This window comes from Burkholderia orbicola (assembly GCF_900100915.1).
Taxonomy (GTDB): domain Bacteria; phylum Pseudomonadota; class Gammaproteobacteria; order Burkholderiales; family Burkholderiaceae; genus Burkholderia; species Burkholderia orbicola.
Window position 1 is genome coordinate 345,596 of record NZ_FNKW01000003.1, and the last position, 23,956, is coordinate 369,551.

24 protein-coding genes and 1 pseudogene are annotated in these 23,956 nt (G+C 66.2%); 18 read left to right on the top strand and 7 right to left on the bottom strand.

Translation table 11 applies throughout. The features are described from left to right. The first annotated feature begins 180 nt into the window (after positions 1–180). The 4 genes from BLS50_RS31455 (at position 181) to BLS50_RS31470 (ending at position 1,889) form a co-directional block, all read left to right on the top strand. On the top strand, positions 181–891 hold the full coding sequence (locus BLS50_RS31455) for an MgtC/SapB family protein (protein WP_074807417.1): 711 nt from the start codon (positions 181–183) through the stop codon (positions 889–891). 72 nt (positions 892–963) lie between these two features. Further along, a complete protein-coding gene (locus tag BLS50_RS31460; protein ID WP_027810848.1) occupies positions 964–1,389 on the top strand; it encodes a CBS domain-containing protein in 426 nt (141 codons plus the stop codon). A gap of 26 nt (positions 1,390–1,415) precedes the next feature. Then, on the top strand, positions 1,416–1,688 hold the full coding sequence (locus BLS50_RS31465) for a DUF2934 domain-containing protein (RefSeq protein WP_027806270.1): 273 nt from the start codon (positions 1,416–1,418) through the stop codon (positions 1,686–1,688). A gap of 36 nt (positions 1,689–1,724) precedes the next feature. Then, positions 1,725–1,889, top strand: coding sequence for a zinc ribbon-containing protein (locus BLS50_RS31470; RefSeq protein WP_023476606.1), 165 nt, complete (start codon positions 1,725–1,727; stop codon positions 1,887–1,889). Between the two features lie 79 nt (positions 1,890–1,968). On the opposite strand, the gene BLS50_RS36130 is transcribed toward BLS50_RS31470, so the two are convergent. Next, positions 1,969–2,115 carry a hypothetical protein gene (locus BLS50_RS36130; protein ID WP_023476607.1) on the bottom strand — a complete coding sequence of 49 codons (147 nt, stop codon included), beginning with the start codon at positions 2,113–2,115 and terminating at the stop codon, positions 1,969–1,971. A gap of 285 nt (positions 2,116–2,400) precedes the next feature. Here BLS50_RS36130 and BLS50_RS31475 point away from each other — a divergent pair, with 285 nt between their 5' ends. The 7 genes from BLS50_RS31475 (at position 2,401) to BLS50_RS31505 (ending at position 9,304) form a co-directional block, all read left to right on the top strand. After that, a complete protein-coding gene (locus BLS50_RS31475; protein WP_074807422.1) occupies positions 2,401–2,682 on the top strand; it encodes a hypothetical protein in 282 nt (93 codons plus the stop codon). Positions 2,683–2,755: 73 nt separating this feature from the next. Next, on the top strand, positions 2,756–3,763 hold the full coding sequence (locus BLS50_RS31480) for an SDR family oxidoreductase (RefSeq protein ID WP_027810850.1): 1,008 nt from the start codon (positions 2,756–2,758) through the stop codon (positions 3,761–3,763). Between the two features lie 208 nt (positions 3,764–3,971). After that, a complete protein-coding gene (locus BLS50_RS31485) occupies positions 3,972–4,898 on the top strand; it encodes a TauD/TfdA dioxygenase family protein (RefSeq protein ID WP_074807425.1) in 927 nt (308 codons plus the stop codon). 48 nt (positions 4,899–4,946) lie between these two features. Next, complete coding sequence (locus BLS50_RS31490) at positions 4,947–5,978, top strand: ABC transporter substrate-binding protein (protein WP_074807428.1); 1,032 nt, start codon at positions 4,947–4,949, stop codon at positions 5,976–5,978. A gap of 67 nt (positions 5,979–6,045) precedes the next feature. Beyond that, complete coding sequence (locus tag BLS50_RS31495; RefSeq protein WP_074807430.1) at positions 6,046–7,044, top strand: ABC transporter ATP-binding protein; 999 nt, start codon at positions 6,046–6,048, stop codon at positions 7,042–7,044. Continuing rightward, positions 7,041–7,928 (top strand): ABC transporter permease, encoded by an 888-nt coding sequence (locus BLS50_RS31500; protein WP_074807433.1) that lies wholly within the window; start codon positions 7,041–7,043, stop codon positions 7,926–7,928. Before BLS50_RS31495 ends, BLS50_RS31500 begins: the two co-directional genes overlap by 4 nt. A 158-nt stretch (positions 7,929–8,086) precedes the next feature. Next, the gene (locus BLS50_RS31505; RefSeq protein WP_074807437.1) at positions 8,087–9,304 is read left to right on the top strand and encodes an acyl-CoA dehydrogenase family protein; all 1,218 of its coding nucleotides are present in this window, start codon (positions 8,087–8,089) and stop codon (positions 9,302–9,304) included. A gap of 54 nt (positions 9,305–9,358) precedes the next feature. Here BLS50_RS31505 and BLS50_RS31510 read toward each other — a convergent pair whose 3' ends face one another. From BLS50_RS31510 to BLS50_RS31525, 4 genes are all read right to left on the bottom strand, one after another. Beyond that, positions 9,359–10,546, bottom strand: a complete 1,188-nt coding sequence (locus BLS50_RS31510; RefSeq protein ID WP_074807441.1) for an LLM class flavin-dependent oxidoreductase — start codon at positions 10,544–10,546, stop codon at positions 9,359–9,361. Between the two features lie 79 nt (positions 10,547–10,625). Continuing rightward, a complete protein-coding gene (locus BLS50_RS31515; RefSeq protein WP_074807444.1) occupies positions 10,626–11,150 on the bottom strand; it encodes a c-type cytochrome in 525 nt (174 codons plus the stop codon). Continuing rightward, positions 11,143–12,399, bottom strand: a complete 1,257-nt coding sequence (gene soxC, locus BLS50_RS31520; RefSeq protein WP_053524581.1) for a sulfite dehydrogenase — start codon at positions 12,397–12,399, stop codon at positions 11,143–11,145. The genes BLS50_RS31515 and soxC overlap by 8 nt, the downstream gene beginning before the upstream one ends. 130 nt (positions 12,400–12,529) lie before the next feature. Then, entirely contained in the window at positions 12,530–13,714 is a 1,185-nt protein-coding gene (locus tag BLS50_RS31525; protein ID WP_012336737.1) for a porin, read from the bottom strand. 491 nt (positions 13,715–14,205) lie between these two features. On the opposite strand from BLS50_RS31525, the gene BLS50_RS31530 reads away from it, so the two are divergent. Further along, positions 14,206–14,550 (top strand): DUF3088 domain-containing protein, encoded by a 345-nt coding sequence (locus BLS50_RS31530; protein ID WP_074807447.1) that lies wholly within the window; start codon positions 14,206–14,208, stop codon positions 14,548–14,550. 45 nt (positions 14,551–14,595) lie between these two features. Then, on the top strand, positions 14,596–15,585 hold the full coding sequence (locus BLS50_RS31535; protein ID WP_074807451.1) for an ABC transporter substrate-binding protein: 990 nt from the start codon (positions 14,596–14,598) through the stop codon (positions 15,583–15,585). Between the two features lie 56 nt (positions 15,586–15,641). Here the strand turns inward: BLS50_RS31535 and BLS50_RS31540 are convergent, their stop codons facing one another. Together BLS50_RS31540 and BLS50_RS31545 are read right to left on the bottom strand one after the other, a co-directional pair. Then, positions 15,642–16,709 (bottom strand): hypothetical protein, encoded by a 1,068-nt coding sequence (locus tag BLS50_RS31540; RefSeq protein ID WP_249191845.1) that lies wholly within the window; start codon positions 16,707–16,709, stop codon positions 15,642–15,644. 207 nt (positions 16,710–16,916) lie between these two features. Then, positions 16,917–18,614 (bottom strand): M4 family metallopeptidase, encoded by a 1,698-nt coding sequence (locus BLS50_RS31545; protein WP_074807454.1) that lies wholly within the window; start codon positions 18,612–18,614, stop codon positions 16,917–16,919. Positions 18,615–19,171: 557 nt separating this feature from the next. Between BLS50_RS31545 and BLS50_RS31550 the strand changes: the two genes are divergently transcribed. The 5 genes and pseudogenes from BLS50_RS31550 to BLS50_RS36470 form a co-directional block, all read left to right on the top strand. After that, positions 19,172–20,401 (top strand): hypothetical protein, encoded by a 1,230-nt coding sequence (locus BLS50_RS31550; protein ID WP_074807457.1) that lies wholly within the window; start codon positions 19,172–19,174, stop codon positions 20,399–20,401. A gap of 21 nt (positions 20,402–20,422) precedes the next feature. Beyond that, entirely contained in the window at positions 20,423–21,607 is a 1,185-nt protein-coding gene (locus tag BLS50_RS31555; RefSeq protein ID WP_074807459.1) for a hypothetical protein, read from the top strand. A 61-nt stretch (positions 21,608–21,668) separates the two neighbouring features. Next, positions 21,669–22,913, top strand: a complete 1,245-nt coding sequence (locus tag BLS50_RS31560) for a hypothetical protein (protein WP_074807463.1) — start codon at positions 21,669–21,671, stop codon at positions 22,911–22,913. A gap of 42 nt (positions 22,914–22,955) precedes the next feature. Further along, a complete protein-coding gene (locus tag BLS50_RS31565; RefSeq protein ID WP_074807465.1) occupies positions 22,956–23,330 on the top strand; it encodes a hypothetical protein in 375 nt (124 codons plus the stop codon). A 238-nt stretch (positions 23,331–23,568) separates the two neighbouring features. Next, positions 23,569–23,925, top strand: a pseudogene (locus BLS50_RS36470) (helix-turn-helix domain-containing protein); the annotation flags it as partial. Between the last annotated feature and the right edge of the window lie 31 nt (positions 23,926–23,956).

Genomic DNA, 23,956 nt, shown 5'->3' on the forward strand with positions numbered 1-23,956 from the left:
CAGATTCGGCCCGAACCTTTCGCCACCGCGGCACGCTGTCCGCAGAACGCCCCTTTCTACAATCCCGTTCGATTCGCTACACCCGCTGTCCGTCCCAAAAGCAGGCCCGGTCCTTGCGACCGGCAAGCGTCGTCGGCGGCGTTCGCGCCCCGACACATGACGATTTGCACGGGAGGGCGTATGGAACCGATGCCGGTCGTACTGCAATGGCACGACGTGCTCGCCAGAATCGCGCTGGCGCTCGTCGCGGGCGGGCTGATCGGCGTCGACCGCAGCGAATCCGGCAAGACGGCCGGCCTGCGCACGACGATTCTCGTCTGCCTCGCCGCATGCCTGTCGATGCTGCAGGTCAACGCGCTGCTGCTGCAGGCGGGCAAACCGGAGGGCGCGTTCTCGGTGCTCGACCTGATGCGGCTGCCGCTCGGCATCCTGACCGGGATGGGCTTCATCGGCGGCGGCGCGATCCTGCATCGCGACGGCCTCGTGTCGGGCGTCACCACGGCCGCGACGCTATGGTTCGTGACGGTCATCGGGCTGTGCATCGGCGGCGGCCAGTTGTCGCTCGGCGTGCTCGGACTGGCGCTCGCACTGCTGGTCGTCTGGCCGCTGCGGTTCGTCGAGCGGCGCTTGAGGGGTGTCAGGACCGCGCTGGTCACGGTCGAATATCCGCTGGGCTCGGCTGCACGCGAGCAACTGGCCGCGAAGCTGCGCGATGCGGGTTTCACCTGCCGGACGAAAAGCTTTAGCGAAACGGCCGCCCGAGCGGTGCGCGAGGAAGAACTGTTCGTGCAGTGGCGCGAAGCGGTCGGCGCCGACGTGATGCTGAAGCAACTGATGCGGATCGTCGAATCGGCCGGCCTGACGTCGGCCCGCTGCTCGACCGAGAACTGACCGGCCCGACGGCCGGAACGCGCGATGCTCGTGCAGCAAGCCGCCGTGGGGCGGTTGATCAAGGAGCGAAACATGACATGTGTATCGGAAGTGATGACACGCGACGCCGCGACCATCGGCCCGACGCAGAGCCTGCGCGAGGCGGCCCGGTTGATGAGCGACCTGAACGTCGGTGCGCTGCCCGTATGCGACGGCACGCGCCTGATCGGCATGCTGACGGACCGCGACATCGTCGTGCGCGCGGTGTCGATGGGCGTGCCGCCGGACGAGGCGGTGGAGGGCGTCGTCAGCGGGCCCGCGAACTGGTGTTACGAGGACGACGACATCTCGGCGGTGCAAAAGAAGATGGAGGACGCGCAGATCCGCCGCGTGCCGGTGGTCGACCGGCAGAAGCGGCTGGTCGGCATCGTCGCGCTGGGCGATCTGGCGACCGCCGCGGACGGCGCGATGTCGTCGACGCTCGGCGCCGTATCGGCGCCGTCGCGCCCGGACCGGTGATCGCCATGGCAGACACGGAGAACGACATGAACGAAGACAGGGAAACGCAGATCCGCGAGCGTGCGTACCGGCTGTGGCAGGCGGACGGCGCGCCGGACGGCAGGGCCGACGAATACTGGCAACGGGCCGAGCAGCAACTCGACGCCGAGGGCAGCATCGCAGTGGACGAGCGCGCCGGGCAGACAGAAGAAGTGCCGGCCGATCAGTCCGCGAAGCGGCGCATTCCGGGCGAGCCGCTGCAGGACACCGATGCCATACCGACCGACGAGGTCGCGCACGAAAGGCGGCGCACGCGGTGAAACGCGGTGCGCGGCGAGCCGGCAAGGAGGACGAAGATGACGGCGCACGCAGGAGAGAAGGCGGAAAAGACCGGTGACTTTCGATGCGAGAAATGCCACCGGTCGACGCACGTGCAGGCGGGACACCCGATCCCGAAGTGCCCGCATTGCGGTAACGGCACGTACGGCGAGCGTACGCGCGAGCCGGGCAACAAGCAGTAGGGGGCGGCCGGCGCACGTCGCATCGTACGACGCGACGTGCGCGATCGGGCCGCAGCGCGCACTGCGGCGGCGCGATCGGCTAACCGTCCTCGCCCACTTCGGTCGGGTCCGGCAAGTCGGGTAGATCGTCGTGGCGCCCGTCGTCGGGCTCCGGCGGCGGAATATCCGGCGTGTCGGTCATCTCGTCGTCGTTCGGTGTCGCGTTTGTCGTGTGCGTCGCGCTCATGATCGTCCTCCTCGGTGTCGACAGGGCACCGGCGCGCAGCCGGCATGTCGCTTTCGAGCATCGGGCGTGCCGGGTTGCGTTTCGTATCGGCGCTGCCACTCGTGTTGCGCAGGCTGCGCCGGATGACGCACCGCTTGTAATTTCTTTAGCGGATTCATTCGCTCGCGATGCGACGACGCAGCCCGATGACGGCATGTCGCTTGCTGGAAGCGTCGTAGGCCGCCGCATCGCCCGTCGCGGCGTGGCACGGCGCAACGCAGTCCCCATCCGGACAGGGAGAAATTCATGACCCAGGACAGTCAACGACAGGACCCCGCGTCGCCCGACGCGGTGCGCGAGACGGCCGACACGCCGGAGCGGCGTAACCCGACCCGTGGCGGCGAATCGACTGCGCGCCCCGGCCATGCGCCCGGCGGCGGCGAACTCGACACGATTCCCGACGATCAGGCGCGCAAGGTGGTGCCGGACGATCCGCGCCAGACCGAGGCGCACGATCCGGCCGGCAAGCCGTGGCCGGACGAGCACGATGCGCCCGACGATTCGGGCAACCGGCCGCGGCCGCTGTAGCGCACCGGAGCGGGGGCGCCGGCCGAATCGTCACGCGTCGTTCCGTTCCGCCATCCACGCACCGGAGTCCATCATGTCATCAGACGAAGTTTCCGAGTCGCGCCGCAAATGGGTGCAAGGCACGACGGCCGGGCTGGTCGCCAGCGTCGCCCTGCCGACGCTCGCGCAGACGGGCGGCGGCGCGCCCGACGCCGGCGATACGGCGCCGCGCGATCCGCGCACGCTTTATCCGCATGCGCCGTTTCCGCAACAGCAGCAGCCCTGGCCGGGCCTCGCGGGCCGCATGACGCCGCGCCCCGATCACGGCGAGCGCAGCTATCGCGGCAGCGGCCGGCTCGACGGCCGCAAGGCGCTGATCACCGGCGGCGACTCGGGCATCGGCCGCGCGGTGGCGATCGCCTGTGCACGAGAAGGCGCGGACGTCGCGATCGTCTATCTGCCCGACGAGGAGCCCGATGCGCGCGAAGTCGTGGACCTGATCCGCGGCGCGGGACGCAAGGCGGTGCCGCTGCCGGTCGACATTCGCAGCGAAGGCGCGTGCAACGGCCTCGTCGAACGGGCGGTCGCCGCGCTCGGCGGGCTCGACATTCTGGTGAACAACGCGGGCCGCCAGCAGAGCCACGAATCGATTCTCGACATCAGCACGGAGCAGTTCGACTGGACGCTGCGCACCAACCTTTACGCGATGTTCTGGATCACGCGGGCCGCCATTCCACACATGCCGCCCGGTTCGGCGATCGTCAACACGACGTCGGTCAATGCGTACGACCCGTCGGCGAACCTGCTGGACTACGCGATGACGAAAGCGGCGATCGCGAATTTCACGAAGGGGCTCGCGAAGCAGATGATCAAGCGCGGCATTCGTGTCAACGGCGTCGCGCCGGGGCCGTTCTGGACGCCGTTGCAGGTCAGCGGCGGGCAGACCACGCACAACGTGGAGACGTTCGGCGAACAGGTGCCGATGGGGCGGCCGGGACAACCGGCCGAGATCGCGTCGATCTACGTCGAGCTGCTTTCGTCGCGCTCGAGCTACGTGACTGGGCAGATCTATGGCGCGTCGGGTGGGGCGGGGCAGCCTTAGTCGGCTGCGCGGTGCAGGCCGACGCGGCTGTATGCGGCCGGAGCCACCGTTCATCGACACCGCTTGGGCGATTCCGCCCCAAATCGGCGCCGTATGCGCGAGCAGCGATCTTTATCACCGCAGCAGATAAACGTATCCGAATCGCTTCGTTGACGCACGCCGGCACGGCCTCGTAGATTCGCGTTTTGACCGAATCAGGGGCCGTGCCGTGACGACTACCGCCATCCGCGACGCCGCAACGCTTTCCGCCAGGCATCCCGCCTTGCGGCCGGACGGCGCGGCGCAGCATTTCGACATCGTGCCGTTCGACGCGCCGCTCGGCGCCGAGGTGATCGGCCTGAACCTGTCGCAACCGCTTGGCGCCGACGATTTCGCGCGCATCCATCGCGCGCACCTCGATCACCACGTGCTGGTGTTTCGCGACCAGCGCATCACGCCGGACGAGCACATCGCGTTCAGCCGCCGCTTCGGCCCGCTGCAGATTCACGTGCTGCACCAGTTCGCGCTGGCCGGCCACCCGGAAGTGCTGATCGTGTCGAACATCGTCGAGAACGGCAAACCGGTCGGGCTCGGCGACGCCGGCCATTTCTGGCATTCCGACCTGTCGTACAAGGAAAAACCGAGCCTAGGCTCGCTGCTGCACGCGCAGGAGCTGCCGGCGGAAGGCGGCGACACGCTGTTCGCGAACATGCATCTCGCGTGGGACACGCTGCCGGCCCATCTGCGCCGCGCGGTCGAAGGGCTGCGCGCCGAGCATACGTATCTCGCGCGCTACGCGGAACTGCAGGCGCGCAGCCCGTGGCGGCCCAACCTGTCGCCCGAGCAGATCGCGCAGGTCGCGGCGGTCGTGCATCCGATCGTGCGCACCCATCCGGAAACCGGCCGCAAGGCGCTGTTCGTCAGCGAGCATTTCACGACGCGCATCGTCGGGCTGCCCGACGACGAAAGCCGCGCGCTGCTCGACGAACTGTTCGCGCACAGCGTGCGCGCCGAGCACCTGTACCGGCACGCATGGCGCGACCACGATCTGGTGTTCTGGGACAACCGTTCGCTGATGCATCTCGCCGCCGGCACGCCCGACCATCTGCGCCGCAAGCTGTACCGCACGACGATCGAAGGCGACGCGCCTTTCTGAGCCGCGCGCCGCGTCATTCATTTCCGCCCCATCCTGACCGGAGTTCCGATGTCGTTTTCGTTCTTGCCGGCGCGTCGCGCGCTGGCGGCCACGCTCACCGCCGCGCTCGCCTTCGCGGGCGCGGTCATTCCGCAAGCCGCGCATGCGGAAGGCCGCATCCGCATCGCCGAGCAGTTCGGCGTCGTCTATCTGATGCTGAACGTCGCGCGCGACCAGCAACTGATCGAGAAGGAAGGGCGCAAGGCCGGCCTCGACATCAAGGTCGACTGGGTGCGGCTGTCGGGCGGCGCGGCCGTGAACGACGCGCTGCTGTCCGGCGCGGTGGACATCGCGGGCGCGGGCGTCGGGCCGCTCCTGACCGTGTGGGACCGCACGCGCGGCCGGCAGAACGTGAAGGGCGTCGCGTCGCTCGGCAATTTTCCGTACTACCTCGTGAGCAGCAACCCGAACGTGAAGACGATCGCCGACCTGAGCGCGAAGGACCGCATCGCGGTGCCGGCGGTCGGCGTGTCGGTGCAGTCGCGCGTGCTGCAGTACGCGGCCGCGAAGCAGTGGGGCGACAAGCAGTTCGACAAGCTCGACCCGCTCACGCAGGCGATTCCGCATCCGGACGCGACGGCCGCGATTCTCGCGAACAGCAACGTGATCACCGGCCACTTCGGCAATCCGCCGTTCCAGGAGCAGGAACTTGCCGGCAACCCGAACGCGCACATCGTGCTGAATTCGTATGACGTGCTCGGCGGCCCGAGCTCCGCGACGGTGCTGTACGCGACCGAGCAGTTCCGCGACGACAACCCGAAGACCTACCGGGCGTTCGTCGCCGCGCTGGCCGACGCCGCCCGGCAGATCGCGGCCGATCCGGAACGCGCGGCCGATACCTATATTCGCGTGAACGGGTCGAAGATCGATCGCGCGTTGCTGCTGAAGATCCTGCGCAATCCGCAGGTGCAGTTCAAGACCGCGCCGCAGAATACGCTGCCGCTCGCGCAGTTCATGCATCGCACCGGCGCGATCCGCAACGAACCGAAGTCGTGGCGCGACTACTTCTTCGACGATCCGGCGACGGCCGGCGGCAGTTGAGCGGCGCCGATGCCGTGACGCCGCGATCGACGCTTATGCGTCGGCGCGGTTTCGATATGTGCAATCGATGGTTGGTCCGCACGACGCCCGGCCGTATGTTGATGTTTTTCCCGCAAGAGATTCGATCGTGAACGCCACTTCTCCCCGAACCTGGTTGCCGCCGTATGCGGCACGCGGCAGCGCATCGCCGGCCGCGTCCGCCGCATCCGAGGCCGGTGCCGCCGGGCGGCCGGCGGCGCATGCCGCGCAGGCCGGCGCGCACAGCGAACGCCTGCTCGCCATCGACGAGGTCAGCCTCGAATACCGCAGCGGCGCGCGGATCGTTCGCGCGACGCATCAGGTGAGCTTCGACGTGTACGGCAGCGACCGCTTCGTGCTGCTCGGCCCGTCGGGGTGCGGGAAGTCGACGCTGCTGAAGGCGGTCGCCGGCTTCATCGAGCCCGTCTCGGGTTCGATCACGCTCGACGGCCAGCCCGTGCGCGGGCCGGGGCCCGACCGCATCGTCGTGTTCCAGGAGTTCGACCAGTTGCCGCCGTGGAAGACGGTGGTCGAGAACGTCGCGTTTCCGTTGCGCGCCGCCGCGAAGCTGTCGCGCGCCGAAGCACGCGAGCGTGCGCTGCACTATCTCGACAAGGTCGGCCTCGGCGCGTTTGCCGACGCGTATCCGCATACGTTGTCGGGCGGCATGAAGCAGCGTGTCGCGATTGCGCGGGCGCTGGCGATGCAGCCGCGCGTGCTGCTGATGGACGAACCGTTCGCGGCGCTCGACGCGCTCACGCGTCGCAAGATGCAGGAGGAACTGCTGCGGCTGTGGGACGAATTCCGCTTCACGCTGCTGTTCGTCACGCACTCGATCGAGGAGGCGCTGGTGGTCGGCAATCGGATTCTGCTGCTGTCCCCGCATCCGGGCCGCGTGCGCGCGGAGCTCAACAGTCACGAGCATTCGCTGGAGAACGTCGATACCGGCGACTTCCGCGACAACGTCGCGCAAATCCATCACCTGCTGTTCGACACCGACGCACCGCATGCACCGCACGCAGCGACGACGGAGGACGCCGCATCATGAGTACGATCGATCCGGCCGTGCCGCCGCTGCCCCCCGTGCGCGCCGAATACACGCGCACGCTCGATACGCTGCCCGACGTAGAGCGTGCGGCACCCACGCCGCTGCTGCGCCGCATCGCCGGCGCCGCCTGGTTTCGCCGCAGCGTCATCGCGCTCGTGCTGATCGCCGCATGGGAGATCGTCGCGCGCATCGTCGCGAACGATCTGCTCGTCCCGACCTTCGGCGCGACGCTGGCCGCGTTCGTGCAGGGCATCGAGTCGGGCGAACTGCTGGTCAAGACCGGCATCTCGATGTCGGTGCTGCTGCGCGGCTATGCGCTGGGCGTGCTGCTGGCGTTCGCGCTGACGTCGCTCGCGGTATCCACGCGCATCGGCCGCGACCTGCTGACGATGCTCACGTCGATGTTCAATCCGCTGCCGTCGATCTCATTGCTGCCGATCGCGCTACTGTGGTTCGGGCTCGGCACCGGCAGCCTGCTGTTCGTGCTCGTGCATGCGGTGCTGTGGCCGCTCGCGCTCAGCATCTATACCGGCTTCGTCGGCGTGCCCGCCACGCTGAAAATGGCCGGGCGCAACTACGGGCTCACGGGCCTGCGCCAGATCGCGCTGATCCTCGTGCCGGCCGCGCTGCCGTCGATCCTGTCGGGCCTGCGCGTGGGCTGGGCCTTCGCGTGGCGCACGCTGATCGCGGCCGAGCTCGTGTTCGGCGCAAGCGCGGGGCAGGGCGGGCTCGGCTGGTACATCTTCCAGAACCGCAACGAGCTGTATACCGACCGCGTGTTCGCGGGGCTCGCGGCCGTCGTCGTGATCGGGCTGCTGGTCGAGAATCTGGTGTTCGATACGCTCGAACGCGCGACCGTGCGCCGCTGGGGCATTCAGCACTGACGGGGCGGTCCGCGATCAATCCCGGCGCTTGTATAACGTAAGCTGAAATCGGTTTTTCACGCGCGGCGGGGGCGTCCTTATACTCGGCGGATGCGTGTAACGGACGCCGTGTCGCGCGTTGCCTCGCCCCCCGATCTCCCCCAATAAGGACCTGCCGAATGACTGCCCGTGATGCCGTCGATCCGCGCGACGCATTGCGCGACGCGCTCGCCGCGCTGCCCGACCTCGCGACTTTGATCGGCGAGGATGCCGCACCACGCGAGGCGCGTCGCGAACTGCCGTTCGAAGGCTTCGCGCTCTTCCGGCGCTCGGCGCTGGGCGCGCTGCGAATTCCGGTCGAGCGCGGCGGCCTCGGCGGCACGCTGGTCGACCTGTTCGACACGATCGCGACGCTGGCGGCCGCCGATTCGAATCTCGCGCACGCGCTGCGCATCCACTACGACCAGACCGAGACGCTGCGGCTGTCGCCGCGGACGGCGTTCAACGACGTGCAGCTCGAGCGCGTGCTCGCCGGCGCGATCTTCGGCGGCGCGTCGACCGAGCGCGGCACGTCGCGCCCGGGCGAGAACACGACCGTGCTGCGCCGCGACGGCGACCACTACCGCGTGACGGGCCGCAAATACTATTCGACGGGCACCGCGTTCGCCGATTTCGCGCGCATCAACGTGGAGAACGAGCAGGGCGACGCGCTCGCCGTGATCATTCCGGTGGCGCGCGACGGCCTGCAGGTGCTCGACGACTGGGACGGCATGGGCCAGCGCATGACCGCGAGCGGCAGCCTGTTGCTGAATGACGTGCAGGTGTTCGCGGACGAAGTGGTCCCGCGTGACGGGTCGACGCTCGTCGGCCGTCATTGCGGCGCGCTGCGGCAGCTTCATCTCGTTGCGACGGGCGCCGGCATCGTGCGCAACGTGGTGGCCGATGCGCGCCGCTACGTGCTCGCGCACGGCCGTCCCGCGCTGCACAGCCCGGCGCCGACCGCGCGCGACGATCATTTCGTCCAGCAGATCGTCGGCGAGTTGTCCGCGCACAGCCATGCGATCGACGCGCTCGTGCGAGAAAACGCGCGCGCGCTCGACCGTTCCGCCGACGCGATCGAAGCCGGCGCCGCCGACGCGGATGCGCTCGTGCTCGACAGCGCGCTCGCGACCGCGCGCACGCAACTGATCGTCAGCAAGCTCGCGCTGCATGCGGCCGAGCGGCTGTTCGAAGTGGGCGGCGCGTCGGCGACGGCGCGCGAGCACAACTTCGATCGCCACTGGCGCAACCTGCGCACGATCTTCAGCCACAACCCGTTGCTGCACAAGGCGCGCGTGGTCGGCGATTACGTGCTGAACGGCGTGACCACGCACCTGACCGAAGGGCGCGTGTTCTGACGACGGCCGCCAGCGGCGGCGGCTACGCCGTCGTGGCGGGTTTCGGCGTCGGCTTCAACGCCGCAAGCCGGCTTCGCGCAGCAGCGGCAGCACGCGCTCGCCGAAGAAGTCCAGGTCGGGCTTGAAGTCGTAGAAACTCAACTGGATGCCGTCGATGCCCGCGCGGTGCAGCCGCACGATGGTATCGGCGACTTCTTCGGGCGACCCGGTGATCGAGATGTTGCCGCCGATCGCGCGCGCGGCCCCCTGCGCACGCTGCTCGAACCCGCCGCGCCACGCGTGCGCGTCGCTGTCGAAGCGGTGGAAGCTGCCTTCGTCCGCATGCGCGACGATCGCGTCACGGTAGGCGCGCGCTTCGGCCGCCGTCTCGCGGCAGATCACGAGCGGATTGAGCAAGGTGCGGATCGTACGGCCGCGCGCGGCGGCGGCCGCCTTCACGCGGGCGGTATGCGCGGGCAGCGCGTCGATCGCGCGTTCGGCGTCCGGGCCAGCCGGGCTCGTGACGAACACGATGTCCGAATAGCGCGCGGCGAATGCGATGCCCGCATCGGAACCCGTCGCGTTGATCAGCAGCGGGCGGCCGTAGCGCGGCTTCGGCGTCACGAATGCGCCGCCCAGCCGCCAGCTCGACAGCTCGGGCGTGTAGCTGAAATTATCCGGTTGCGCCCACAACTGCTGGACCGCATCGAGGAATTCCGCGGCCATCTCGTAGCGCCGGTCGTGTTCGATCCGGTTCCAGCCGAACATCTCATGCTCGATCGCGCGGTGGCCGGTCACCACGTTGATGCCCCAGCGGCCGCGCGAAATGTGGTCGAGCGTCGCGGTGAACTTCGCGAAATGCAGCGGATGCCACGGCCCGTAGAGCACGTGGCTCGTCGCGACGAGGATGATCCGCTCGGTGCGCGCCGTCAGCGCGGCCAGCGTCATGAACGAATCGAGCGCCTGGCCGTCGAACACGCCGCCGTAGCCGCCTTTCGGCAGCCATTGCGACAGCGCGAACACGAGGTCGAAGCCGAGCGCTTCGGCACGGGCCACCAGATCGGCGTTGTAGTCGAACGTCCAGTCGGTCGAGCGCGGCAGCGTCGATGCGCTCCATCCTCCAGCCTGGATCGGCAGGAACAACCCGAGCATCAGCGGCTGCGCGAGCGTGCGCGAGACGGGGCTGTCGGGGAATTCCGCCGGCGAACGAACGTCGACGAACGGCGTCGGCGCGAGCGGGGCGGCGAGGGTGGAATCGCTCATCACAGGGTCCTTGCTGAAAGGTGCCGCGCGACTCGCGCGGGTGCGTGGCCCGATGCGGCGGCAAGTGGAGCGAGACGCGTCATAACTTGCCCGGCCTCGGATCGGGCACGAAGCCGTCGCGGTTCGGCATCCGCACGCGCGGCAGCGTGCGCGCGTCGAGCCGGGCGTCGGCGGGCACGATGCCGTTCAGGTGCAGGACGTACGCGGTGACCGCATAGACATCGTCCGCGCTGAGCGATTGCGGCGCGTTGTACGGCATCGCGCGGCGAATGTAGTCGAACAGCGTCGTCGCGTACGGCCAGTAGCTGCCGACCGTCTTTTTGGGTTTCGCGCTGGCGAGCGAGCCGACCCCGCCGACGAGCGGATCGCCGACACCGCCTTCGCCGCCCGCGCCGTGACACATCGCGCATTTGTCCGCGAACACGTGGCCGCCGCGGGCGACCGTACCCGCGCCGGGCGGCAGGCCGCTGCCGTCCGGTGCGACGTCGATGTCCCACGCGGCGAGCGCCGCGCGATCGACCGGCTGGCCGAGACCGAAGCCGGCGCCGAACGCGCTCGACGTCATCGCGCAGGCTGCAAGCAGGCAGGCGAGCGGCTTACGCATTGCGCACCTCGCCGTCCGTGCCGACGCGCCAGTTCTGGATGCCGTTGTAGTGGTACTGCGAGTTCAGGCCACGCGCGGCGACGAGCGCGTCGCGGGTCGGCTGCACGTAGCCGGTCTCGTCGGTCGCACGGCTTTGCAGGTCGGCCGGCTCGCCGCGCCACACCCAGTCGGCTTCGAAGCGCGTCAGCGCACGATCGCGTACGTCGCCGGCGAGCCGCGCCGGTCGCCACGTGCGGCCGCCGTCGGTCGACACGTCGACGGCGCGAATCCGGCCGCGACCCGACCACGCGTAGCCGCTGATCGGGTAGTAGCCGTGCGCGGCGAGCCGATGGCCGGCCGACGGCCGCGTGATGACCGACTTCGCGTCCATCTCGAACACGAACTGGCGCGCGCAGCCATCCGGCAGCAGATTCGTGTACTTCGACGTTTCCTCGCGCGTCATCTCCGGCGCACGCACCAGCTTCAGCCGCCGCAGCCACTTGATGTTCGTGTTGCCTTCGAAACCCGGCACGATCAGCCGCACCGGGTAGCCGTTCTCCGGGCGCAGCCGTTCGCCGTTCTGCGCATAGACGACCAGCGCGCGCTCGAGAATCCGGTCGAGCGGCAGGCTGCGCGTCATCGCCGCGCCGTCCGCGCCTTCGGCGAGCAGCCAGCGCGCGTCGGCGTCGACACCTGTCTCGTCGAGCAGCGTCGACAGCCGGACGCCGGTCCATTCGCAGCACGACAGCAACCCGTGCGTGAACTGAACCGGCAGCCCGCTCGGGCCGTTCCATTCGCTGCCCGTGTTGCCCGAGCATTCGAGGAAGTGAATGCGCGATTCGGACGGAAAGCGCAGCAGGTCGTCGAGCGTGAAGACGCGCGGCTCGCGCACGAGGCCGTGCACGACGACGCGATGGCGTTGCGCATCGATGTCCGGCACGCCCGCGTGATGACGTTCGTAGACGAGCCCGTTCGGCGTGATGTCGCCGAACAGGTCGGCGAGCGGCGTCATCGATGAACCGGAACCGGGCAGCGCAGGCGTGCGGGCGCTGCGGCGAATCACGTCGCGCTCGTGCTGACCTGGCACGCCGTAGGGTGGCGACAGCAGCGGCGCACCGGGCGTGCGCGTCCACGGCGGCACATCGAGCGGCTCGCTCGCGAGCGCACCGCCGGCGGGCAGCATGGCGGCTGCCCAGCCGCCGGCGAGCTGGCGCAGCGCCGCACGCCGGCCGGAGCGCGGCGCACGGGGAGGAAAACGGGAATCGGTCATGGTCGAACGTGTATGGCGCGCGGGAGCCGCGCGGACAAACGATCATTCTCGGCAACCGGGCGCGGCACGGCAAACAACGATTCCCGCTTTGCTTATCGTGACGATTGCGCCACGCCCGACGCGCGTGCCGTCAGAACTTCACGCGCAGCCCGCTGACGAACGCAAGCTGGCGGTTCGTCGACGACGCGCTGCCGATGTTCGAGATCGCCGCGATCTTGCGATAGCCGCCCGACGTCGCGGTGCTCGCATCGCCGGCCGCGAGCTGGTAGATGCCCGACACATAGATATCGGTACGCTTCGACAGCGCATAGTCGAACCCGAGCGTGAACTGGTGCCAGCGCGGCTTCAGCGTCTGGCCGCTCGTGCCCGGCAGGCCGCTCGCGCGCCCGTCAGTAAACGTATAGACGCCGATCAGCGTGGCCGCCGGCGTGATCTGGTAACGCGCGTTCACGTCGTAGTTGTTGAACTTGCGCGACGAACCGTCGAGATAGTTGAGTTGCGTGTGGCTCCATGCGAAGCCGAGCGTCGCGGGGCCGAGCGCGTAGTTCGCGCCCACCGCGCCGATCTGCTGCTTCAGCACGCCGCCGTTCAGCCCGTAGAAGAACGCGCCGCTGTAGTCGTTGCCGGTGGTCGAGGTCGCGCCGCCCACCGCGCCGCTGGTATTCGACGCCGCATTCGGATGATTGAACCGCACATAGCCGCCGCCGATCGACAGCGGGCCGTTCACGTAATTCGCCGATGCGCCCCACGCGTTGTTGTTCGAGAACCCGGTGCCCGCGCCGCCATTGGCCTGGTTGCTGAATGCATAGAGCAGATCGGCGGTGAAGCCGGCGATCGTGTCGCTGCGGAACTTCACCGCGTTGTTCAGCCGGAAGCTCTGGTTCAGGTTGTCGTTGTCGCCCACGTGCGTGGCCGGCGACCAGAAACCCGCTCCCGAATACTGCGCGACGAGATCGGTGATCGGCTCGTACTGACGGCCGAACGTCAGCGTGCCGAGGCCTTTCTTGCCGAGGCCCACGTACGCGGACCGGCCGAACAGGCGGCCGCCCTGGCCGAGCCCGCCGTCGCTCGGCCGGAACCCGCTTTCCAGCGTGAAGACCGCCTGCAGGCCGCCGCCGAGATCCTCCGCGCCTTTCAGGCCCCAGCGGCTGCCGCTCAGCTTGCCGCTCGTCTGCTGAATGTTGCTCGCGCCGCCCTGGTTGTTCGTGTATGCGATGCCGGCGTCGACCACGCCGTACAACGTCACCGAACTCTGCGCCTGCGCGCTGACCGAACCGATCGACACCAAACCCAGTACCACCGTTTTTTTGATCATGACCATCCTCTGTTTTTATCAATACGTTTGCGAGGATCACGATGCTATTGACGACCGACGCGCCGATGAACGGCCGATCCGTGGTTTGTAAATCGCGGCGCGGCCGATTTGTAATGTGCGTTGCCGCCGGCCCGACAGGTGTGTCGCGATCGCATCCGGCGTGCCTGCTGCGGCGAACGCATCGCGCGGACCGCGAACGTCGCTCGCCGGAAACGACCGTGTGCGGTCATATCGATCGATGAAATCATTCGATATCCGCAATATCCGTCATTCGCATGACGATGCGTTTACGCAACGGCCCGCTAGGCGACCACCGGCCGATGCGCTATGCGCGTTCGCATATCGATTCCGCAAAACGTTGGTAGGGCCAAGCGAGGTGCGCCGGTACAGTCTGGCATCCGGCGCTGGCCGGGCATGCCTCGGGAACGGCAGGGCGCACAGGTGCGCGCGCTTCCCGACTGGATCGATCAACGAGAAAGGAGCCGATTGACATGAGTCGCGATGTGCTGTTTCTGCTGGAGCCGGGCTTTGCCGATCCGAAGCATCCGGGCCAGCGCTTCGTCTGTCCGCATGGATTGCCGATCGAAGGGCTGCTGGCAAGCGCGCCCGATCTCGCCGCGCGTCTCGACGTGAAGCGTGTCGGCTTCGCGCGGCCGCGGCCCGCGGTGATCGACGCGCTCGACGACGCACACCAGGGCCTGCCGGTGCTCGTGCTGGGCCGCGACCAGCCCGCGCCGGACGACGCGCAGACGCTCGGCGACGTGCGCTTCGTCACCGACGCGCGCCGCATCCTCGAACTGCTGGCCGAGCGCCACGGTTTTCCGACGCTGCATTGACGCGGCGGTTTCACTTCCTTCTTATCCGATCGACAGGAGCATCCGATGTCGTCAATGTCGGCGGCACGTCGCCGCCTGCTGCTTGCCGGCGCCGCCATCGCGGCGCACCCATTGGCCGCGTGCGCCGCGCCGGCCGCCGACGCCGATCTGGCCGGCACGACGTTGCGCGTCGCGACCTACAAGGGCGGTTGGCGCGCGCTGTTGCAGGCGGCCGGGCTCGCCGACACGCCGTACCGGATCGACTGGCGCGAACTGAACAACGGCGTGCTGCATATCGAGGCGCTCAACGCGGACGCGCTCGATATCGGTTCGGGTAGCGAAATTCCGGCCGTGTTCGCCGCGCGCCAGAAAGCCAACGTGCGATTCATCTCGCGCGTGCGCGAAGACCTGAACAACCAGGTCACGCTCGCGCGCAAGGACACGCCGATCCGCAGCATCGCGGACCTGAAGGGCAAGCGCGTCGGCTACGTGCGCGCGACGACGTCGCACTATTTCCTGTATCGACAGCTGGCGGAAGCCGGCCTGACCTTCGACGACATCCAGCCGATCAACCTGTCGCCGACCGACGGGCTGTCCGCGTACGATCGCGGCGACATCGATGCGTGGGCGATCTACGGCTACAACGGCCAGCTCGCGCGCAATCGCTACGACGCCCGTGTGCTGAAGACGGGGAAGGGGTATCTGTCGGGCAATTTTCCGGTGTACGCGAATCCGCGCACGCTCGACGATGCGCGTCGCCGTGCGGCGACGGGCGATCTGCTGCTGCGGTTTCGACGTGCGTATGCGTGGGCGAACGGGCATTTCCGCGACTATGCGCTCGCGCAGAATCGCGAGACGCGTGTGCCGGTTGCCGATCTCGTCGCGATGTTCGACCAGCGCAGCGAAGACTTCGCGCTGCTGCCGGTGACGCCCGACGTGATCGCGCAGCACCAGCAGGTCGCGGACGTGTTTGCCCGCATCGGCGTGCTGGACGGGCCGGCCCATGTCGCGCCGTTCTGGGACACGTCGTTCAATCCGCTGGTTGCGGCGGGGTGAAGCGATGAAACGGGAGGCGCGTGCGGGGTCGCTCGATATGTGCCGGTTCGCGTTCGTCAAACGGCGAAAATCCGCCGCTGGTAGTCGAGGATCAGGCGATCGATGTCCTGATCGGCGCGTCGCGGCTGGTTTTTCGGCTCGAGCCAAAGCCACCGCATCATCCGGTAGCGCGCCTCCACGCACATCAGCCATGCGTCCCAGTCCGACCAGTGTCGCAGCAACGGGATGTTGCGAATGTCGCGCAGCCCGTCGCGGATTTCGTACACGTTGAAGTACTTGCCCGCACGCTGGCTCAATTCGTCGAAGGCGCGTGCGGCCTGCTCCGGGTCGGAAAGCAGGAAGTCGTGGATTTCGATGATCACGTGGCTGCCGGAGAGCTGTTCCAGCAGCGCGTCGTCGAACAGGTCGAACTCCGCGCCTTCGATATCGCACAGGATGACCCGCCCGGCCGGCTCCCCGCCGTGCTCCGACAGAATCGCGGGCAAGTCGCGATCGGCCTTGCCGAAGACCGCGACGCGGTCCGCCAGCCCCATTTCCGCGGCGCGGTGCTGGATCGCGTGGCGGCGCTGCTCGTCCATCTCGAAGCACAGGCTGCGCGCAAAGACGTTGTTCCTGACCAGGCCGATGCCGAAAATCCCGTCGGCGGCGCCGAGGTCGACCAACACCTTCTCCGGCGATCCGAGCGCTTCGAGGATCGCGCAAACGGCGATCTCGTAGGTGCCGAGCAGATAGCCGCCGACCGCGACTTCCGCCCAGTGACTGAAGCCGATCGGAAAACCGCGCAGGATGCCGTACTGGACGATCGAGCCCGTCTGCTCGCGCAGCAACTGCGACAGATAGTGCAGGCGAAGATTCGCGGCCTGGATCGAGCTTTGGCTGAAATACTGCGCGTGGTCCATTTTTATCGTTCTCTCGGGTGAGGAAGCGCGTGGGGAAGGGCGGCGATGGCGGGAGACTTCCGTCGTCATTCCGCCTGGGACCAGAATATAGCGCGTTGTCGGCTCGCTCAGGAAGCCGGCTGCCGGCGCGGTGCCGGCGATACGATGGAAGGGAGCACGCGGAGCGTCCGGCCGGACGATTCGCGAATACGCCGGCCACGTTGGAGGCGGCACGCCTGGCAGCATATGGAATGCGTACCCGTCGGGCGCCCCTTCATCTGTCGGACCGCAAGGACGCACGATCCACCGACCAACCGCCTGCATACGCAGACGATCGGTCGGCACCTTCCCGTCATTCACCCGAACGCCGCATGACCACGGCCGAATCGCTTTTCTCCGAAGCGAAATCCCGTCACGCGGCTTCCGGGATTCGACGCGTTCATACAAACACGGTCAATTCACCCCCACCGCACTCCACGCGCGCGCGACCGTCGCGCTTTCGGCCGAGTTCGCGCCATACAGGTCGTTTGCCGCCTGGATCGACGCACGCCGCGCGTTCGGATAGCTCGAGTTGGCGTTCAGGTACACGGTCAGCGTCCGGTACCAGATCTTGCCGGCCTTGTCGCGACCCAGCCCGCTGAAGGTCGTGTCGCCGTTGCAGACCAGTTGCGCTCTCGACAGGCCGGTGTCGGTCGACGGCACCGACGGGCCTTCCGACAGCAGATAGAAGAAGCGGTTGCCGACCCCCGACGAGAAATGCGGATCGTGGCGCGGATTCGACCACGAGAAGCCGCCGGACGGATAGCAACTGAACGACCGGCCGTCGAGGTCCTGCTTGTACATCTTGCGCAGGCCGCCGCTCACCACGCGTGCACCGATCACGTAGTTGCCGGGATCGTTCGGGTTGTTCGCGTAGAACTTCACGAGCGTGCCGAAGATGTCGGACGTCGATTCGTTCAGGCCGCCCGCGTCACCCGAATAGTTCAGGTTGGCGGTAGCCTCGGTCACGCCGTGGCTCATCTCGTGCCCGGCGACGTCGACCGACACCACGGGTTTCGGCAGGCGCGTGCCAGGTTCGCCGTCGCCGTATGCCATCACGCGCGACGACAGCCATGCCGCGTTCGCGCCCGTCGTGCCGCTGCCGGTATTGAACACCACGTGCGCGTAGCTTTTCACGCCGCGGCCGTCGTTGAAGATGCCGTTGCGGTTGTGCGTGGTCTTGTAGTAGTCCCAAGTCAATGCCAGCCCGTAGTCGATGTCTGCCGCGACGGTCTGCCGGTCGGTGGTCGTGTTGTTGCCCCACACGTTCGTGCTGCTCGTGAAGATCGGCAGGTCGGTCGCTTGCTCGACTTCGTCCGAGCTGAGACCACGACCATCGTAGACCGAGCCGCCGCCGCGGCCCGGGTCGAGCATCCGGTACGCGTTCGTGCCGGTCTGGTCCGTCGTGAGCGTCAGGTTGCCGTAGTACAGCGAGCGGCCGGTGCCGGTCGCGGCGGCGGTCTTGATCAGGTCCTGTGCGTCGAGCACGGTGCCGGTGCGTGCGTCGACGTAGTACAGCACGGCGTCGCCATGCGTGTCGGTTGCCTTGCCGTAGACGCGCACCGCGTAGGCCAGCGTCGGCGTGACGTCGCGTGCGAACACGACCAGCTCCGCGTCGTCGACGCGGCGCACGTCCGAGTTGAAGCGCGCGGCCGCGATGTGTCTCGCGCGCGTCGCGCCCACGTCGGGTGCGTTGCGTACCACGGCGCGGTTCCCGACCTTGCCGATCGTGCCGGCGAGGTTGATCGGCGCGAGCTGGGTCACGCTGGCCTGCTTCAGTTGCCCCTTGCTCGAATGGACGACCACGTCGCCGCCGATCACGGGCAGGCCCGCATGGAAGCGGTCGAAGCGCACGTGCTCGGTGCCGTCGGGATCGACGATCACATCACGTACCTGGAACTGATCGCCGTCGGTCGGTGCGGCTGCTTGCGGCCCCGCGAACTTCAACGTGCGTGCCGTGCCGCTGACGGCCACGCTGAAGGCGGCCGGGTTCTGCTGGATCAGTTGCAGCGCCTTGTCGACAGCGGCCGGCTGGTCGCCGGCCTGGGCAAAAGCGCTGAGACTCGCGACGGTAATCGCGGTGATGGGCAGCAGTCGAGACAGTTTCTTCATGTAATTCCCCAGGTTATGGATGGGTTTGTTCGAGGAATGCATCAAGTGATGACTTTTAAACAAGACATGTCGCGAACAGCAGGGGGATGCTAGAAGGTCGTTTTTATAATTACAAGATATTTTCCATTCGATTGATTTTTCATTCCATCGCCGTCAATCAAGTCAGGATTTGGTGAGGGATTTGAAACGATCGTGTCGGATGGGTGCGGCGGCAAAAGCAACGGCGTATCGGCAGTGTGTGGTTGCCGGGCTTGTGATACCCGGGCCGAGTCAGGGCGTGGCGCGGGTCAAATAGACGGGCAGGTGAGCGACGTGAGGCCGAATCAAGAAAGTCGCCGGAATTTTATTTATTAAATGCTGGTTTTGATTGTTGCCATTTCGCCAGGCGATATTTGATCAACGGGGATTTCCGTATCGGCATGCGCTTGCGCAATGCGACGTGCGCGTGTTGCCCGTGTAATTGGGTGTAATGGATTCGCCGTGGTGAAAAGACGTACCTTGACCGAATTCACCGATACGTCGGTACAGCGTCTTCTGTCACGGGAGAGGAGCGACCCATGTCCCAGAACAAGCCCAAGCTGCAGCTGTCCGTATCCGCTCTGACGGGCGACGGATTCCCGTCGACCAACGACGAGGTGTTTCGCACCATGCTGCAGCAGGCTGCCTCGGGCGGCTCCGGCACTGAGTTTTATCTGTCGCACGTGCAGAAGTTTGCTGATTTCGCCGTCTATCTGCAAAAGGCCGGAGCGTCGGCCTACCGCTATGAAGACGGCCCGAAGGGATCAAGGCAGGCGAGCGCGACCGATGGACAGACGACGATATCGATCAACGTCCGGCTGGCCGGCCAGAGCGATGCACGGCTGTACGAGATGGCCGAGGACGACCGGCCGCCGGTGCACGGCATCGCGACAGTGAAGCTGCAATTACCGTCGCCGGAATCCATCGACCGGATCGTCAATCTCGCGATCAGCCTCGCCGAAATTCCGCCCGGCCTCAACGCCGGACAAGCGTTGATCGATGCGCTCTTCAAGCCGATCGTGGAAAAGCTCACGCAGTTCGTCCAGACATGCCTCGACAACTGGGCCGAGCTGGATCTCGGCGAGGATATCGATGCTGCAGGCGATGCCATTGCCGATGGTGCATCCGATGCAGCGAATGCCGTCGGGGAAGAGGCGGCGGAAATCGTCGTCGACGAGGTCGCGGCGGAAGCCTTCATCGATTTGGCCGCCGCCGCGCCGCCGCTTGCCGTGCTCGGCGCGCTCGTCGCGATTCCGTTCATCGTCGGCACGCTGGAGAAAAAGTTCATTCTTCATTTCGAGGTCGACAACTTCACCGACTACGATCTCGAATGGAAGATCGAATATATGGACGAAGGGACGATGACGTCCCAGCCCCAAAGCGACACGGTGCCGAAGCTCGGCTATGCCACCGATATCTGGGGTGATCAGACCACGGTTCAGGTCGCATACCAGGCGAATTACTCGTCCATGAACACGAGCGGCTTCAGCGGCATCGGCCTGCTGCTGCATCTGATGCCCAAGGGGGCGCCCGCCGGCTCCGATGTTGCCGCGGTGATCTCGATCCCATGGATCGCCGACAACGTCGTGTGGCTGGGCGACGTGCCGGGCAATCCGAACTGGAGCGCGATCTACGATCAGGCAAGTGGCGCGTCGAGCCAGTTGGCGGTCGAGCACGGCAACCTCAAGTTCTTCATCAGGCTCGCCATCAACGCGCTGTCGGGCAATCACGACCAGTACTACTGCGTGCTCACGATCGAGCCGCTTTGATCCGGGCCCGAGGCATGCGCGATGAACATTCGATCCGCCACCGATACGCTTCATGTCAGCTATGCGCCGATCACCACGGGCTTTCCGATCGTGGTGACCGACACGCTTGCCGCCACCCTCGATGCCGCGCTCGAGGGTGGCAAGACAACCGAGGCATTTTTCGAGCAGCTCAACGAGACGGCAGCCTTCTGGGCGGACATCGCCGACGGCACACTGAGCTTCGTGAACGGCACCGATCCGCATGGCGTGCCGGTGGTGATCGCGTCGAGTGGCAATGTCGACATGCGCCTGATCGCCGTATGGTCCGGTGCGACCGATATTTCCAAGCCGTTCGGCACGATGGTCGTCGAGCTCGGCAACCGCCAGACCGGCATCCAGCAGGCGATGGCGTTCTACATATGTCTCGACGAGGTGCCCGCGCAAGGTGTCGTCGGTGACGCGTTGTTCGCCGCGCTTCGGCCGTTTCTCTACTCGAGCTTCGCCGACGTCCTGAGGTCGATGGCCGCGCAACTCGCGGTAATGGCGGATACGGAAAATCCGTCGATAGATCCTCAGACCTTCATCGTCACCGTGCTGTCGGCGGCATCGCAAAAGGCGATTAGTGTGGCGGGGTCGCTGACCGCGTGGGGCCTCGGCAAGCTCTTCGTCGGTTTTGACGCACTCGCGTTCAACCTGAGCGTCGTCGCACCATTGATGGCCGTACCGCTCGTGTTGTCCTATCTTGCACATCCGATGTACCTGTCGGTGCTCGTGATCAACAACAGTCGTCTGGACTTCACGCTTTCGCTCGCGGCGCAGCCGCACGGCCAGTCATCCGTCAACTGGCCGGCTGCGACGCTGCCCGCGATCTCGCACGTCGACTTTCCGCTTGGGCGAGGAGATCAACCCGCGTTGCTGCAAACCGGCCTGTCCCAATACATCAATACGAGCACTGCCTATTCGATCGGCATCGTGCTGGAAACCAATGCGCAGGGCGGGGCGCGGGCCGCGGAGGTCGTGTCCGTTCCGTGGTCCGGCCAAAACACGATCTGGGCCGGTGCGCCGTCCGCGAGCCCGAACCAAACGTGGAGCGACCACCATGCGTCGAACGGCCGGCTGAGTTACGTCGCCCAGTTTGCCGGTTATACGGTTTGCATGGCAACCAACAAGCTTCAAGGCGAAACAAACGGAGTCTATTGGTACGCAGTGCTGATCGTCATCTCATGACACGATTCACTTCACTCGATCTCACACGCGGCGCTCGGCCGCCCAACCAGAGGGGCCCATCATGTCCAGCAACAACGACCAAAACACCGCGAAACTCGTCGCGATGCCGATCACCAAAGGCGGTTTCCCGAACGTCGTCGACGACAACTTCAAGAGCGTGATCAACCAGGCGAAAGCGGGCGGCGACGCGCTGCAGTCGTTCTACGACGCGATGAACCAGACAGCGGACTTCTGGGGCTGGCTTGCGGAGAACGCCGGCGACAACCTGAACCCGTTCGCGCCGGGCCACGATCCCAACGGCGATCCGATCATGATGGGTTCGAGCGGAAACGTCGATATGCGTTACGGCGCGTTCTATCGCGGCGATACCGAAGCGGGCAAGGCCGAAGACGACGAGCCGCCGGTCGTCGGCGTCGCGACGATTCAGACCGGCAACACGACGACACGTGCGTCGAAGACGGTGTCTTTCGCGCTCTCGATTGCCGGCCTCCCGCCCGGAATCCTGCTGAGCAAGGCGCTGTTCGGCGACTTGCTGTCGCCGCTGTACGGCAACATGAAGACGTGGATCACGAAGAACGCTCGCAAGATTCAGGAGGATGCCCAGGTCGAAGATCCAGATGTCGATCCGGAAGGCGCCGCCGACGACGCGCTGTCAGACGCATCGGAGGAGGTGGAGGACGTAGGTGGCGAACTGGCCGAGGAGGGGGTCGAGTACGCAACCATCAACTGGGGCGCGGGCGCCCTCGAGGTGGCCGGAATGGGGGCGCTCGCCGCCGTGCCGATGATCGTCTCGTACCTGGGGCACAACATGGTCACGTCGGTGCTGGTCATCAACGAGACCGACTACGATTTCGCCTGGGACATCTCGTATCAGGCGTCCGGCAAGACGTCCGTCAGCCCGAAATCCGACAATGGCAAGGTCATCCCGAAGATGGCTTATTACACGGACATGTGGGGTGACAAGACATCCGTCAAATGCGCTTACGAGGCGAATTTCCAGTTCATCAATTCGAGCGACCTTGGCTCGATCGGCGATTTGATCACGTTGACGCCGTCCGGCGGCGCGACGTCGGTCGCGAACCTGCTGGTTTCGATCCCGTGGTCCGGCGACAACACGGTTTGGGTCGGTTCGTCCTCGGGTAGCGCGCAGTCCACCTACGACGCACATTCGGCACCGAACGGACAGCTTAGCGTCTCGTCGACATTCGATCAATACACGGTGACGGTGGCGATCACCAAACTGACCGGTGAGACCAAGGGGCAGTATTTCTATGGCGTGCTCGTCCACATCGAGCCCAACAGCTGAAAACACGCAAAGGAGGCGATCAACATGGGATATGGCGCATTCATGTCGGCGACCAACAACCGGTCGGCCGCGATCAAGACTTTCGTCACCGACGTCAGTTGCATGTACGAGAACGGCGGCGACGGTAGCCATCTCGAGTATTTCGACAATTTGCTGATCGGTGCGGGCAGCCGTTATCCGGACAGCGGCCGGATCTACATCGAGGCGAAAAACAGTGGAAGCTGCTTCTTCGAGTCGGCGCAATTCAAGCTGAAAGTGACCGACAACTCGAATGGCGCGATCATCGGGACGGTCTCCTTCGTCGATTCGAGCGCGAATTGGACCGTGGCGAGCAACACCAATCCGGATGTCCTCAATGTGAACATCGACAATTCGGGCAATCACGCCACTATCAGCGTGACCGTGGCCGCATCCTGAGCTGGACGTCAACGGGTGTGCCGGCATGGGACGCCCGTTGCCGTTGCTGGCGCTTGCGATGCGAATGGATCACACAGGCTTTCGGGATGACCTCTGATATTAATTGACATAATGCGGATTATCGATATTTTTTGATGTGGCAGCCATATCCTAATGTCGTGTTCTGGCTATTTACAGATGTCGTGTTTTTGACTGCTGGCATGCTGGACGGCTCGTTGAGCAAGCGCGGGAGCCGACCATGCAGCCAGCCGGATTGGTGACACTGACGATGCGCGAGCTGGACCGATTCAAGGCCGTTCAGGACGTGGCCGACGGCAAGCTCAAGCCGCGGCGTGCAGCGGAACGGTTGGAGTTGACGACACGGCAGATTGAGCGTCTGGTATTGCGCCGCTATCGTGCTGCCGGCGTGGCGGGGTTGGTGTCAGGCAAGCGCGGGCGCATCAACTGCCTGCTGGAAAGGCGCAGCGGGCGCTGGCATTGCTACGCGGATTTCGAGGACCGTGCGCCGGCCTGCACATTACTGGTGTTCATCGACGATGCAACCGGACGGCTCATGGCGCTGCACTTCACGGCGAACGAGTCGACCTTCAGCTATTCAGGGGAAGGCTTCAGGCGGATGAAGTTGT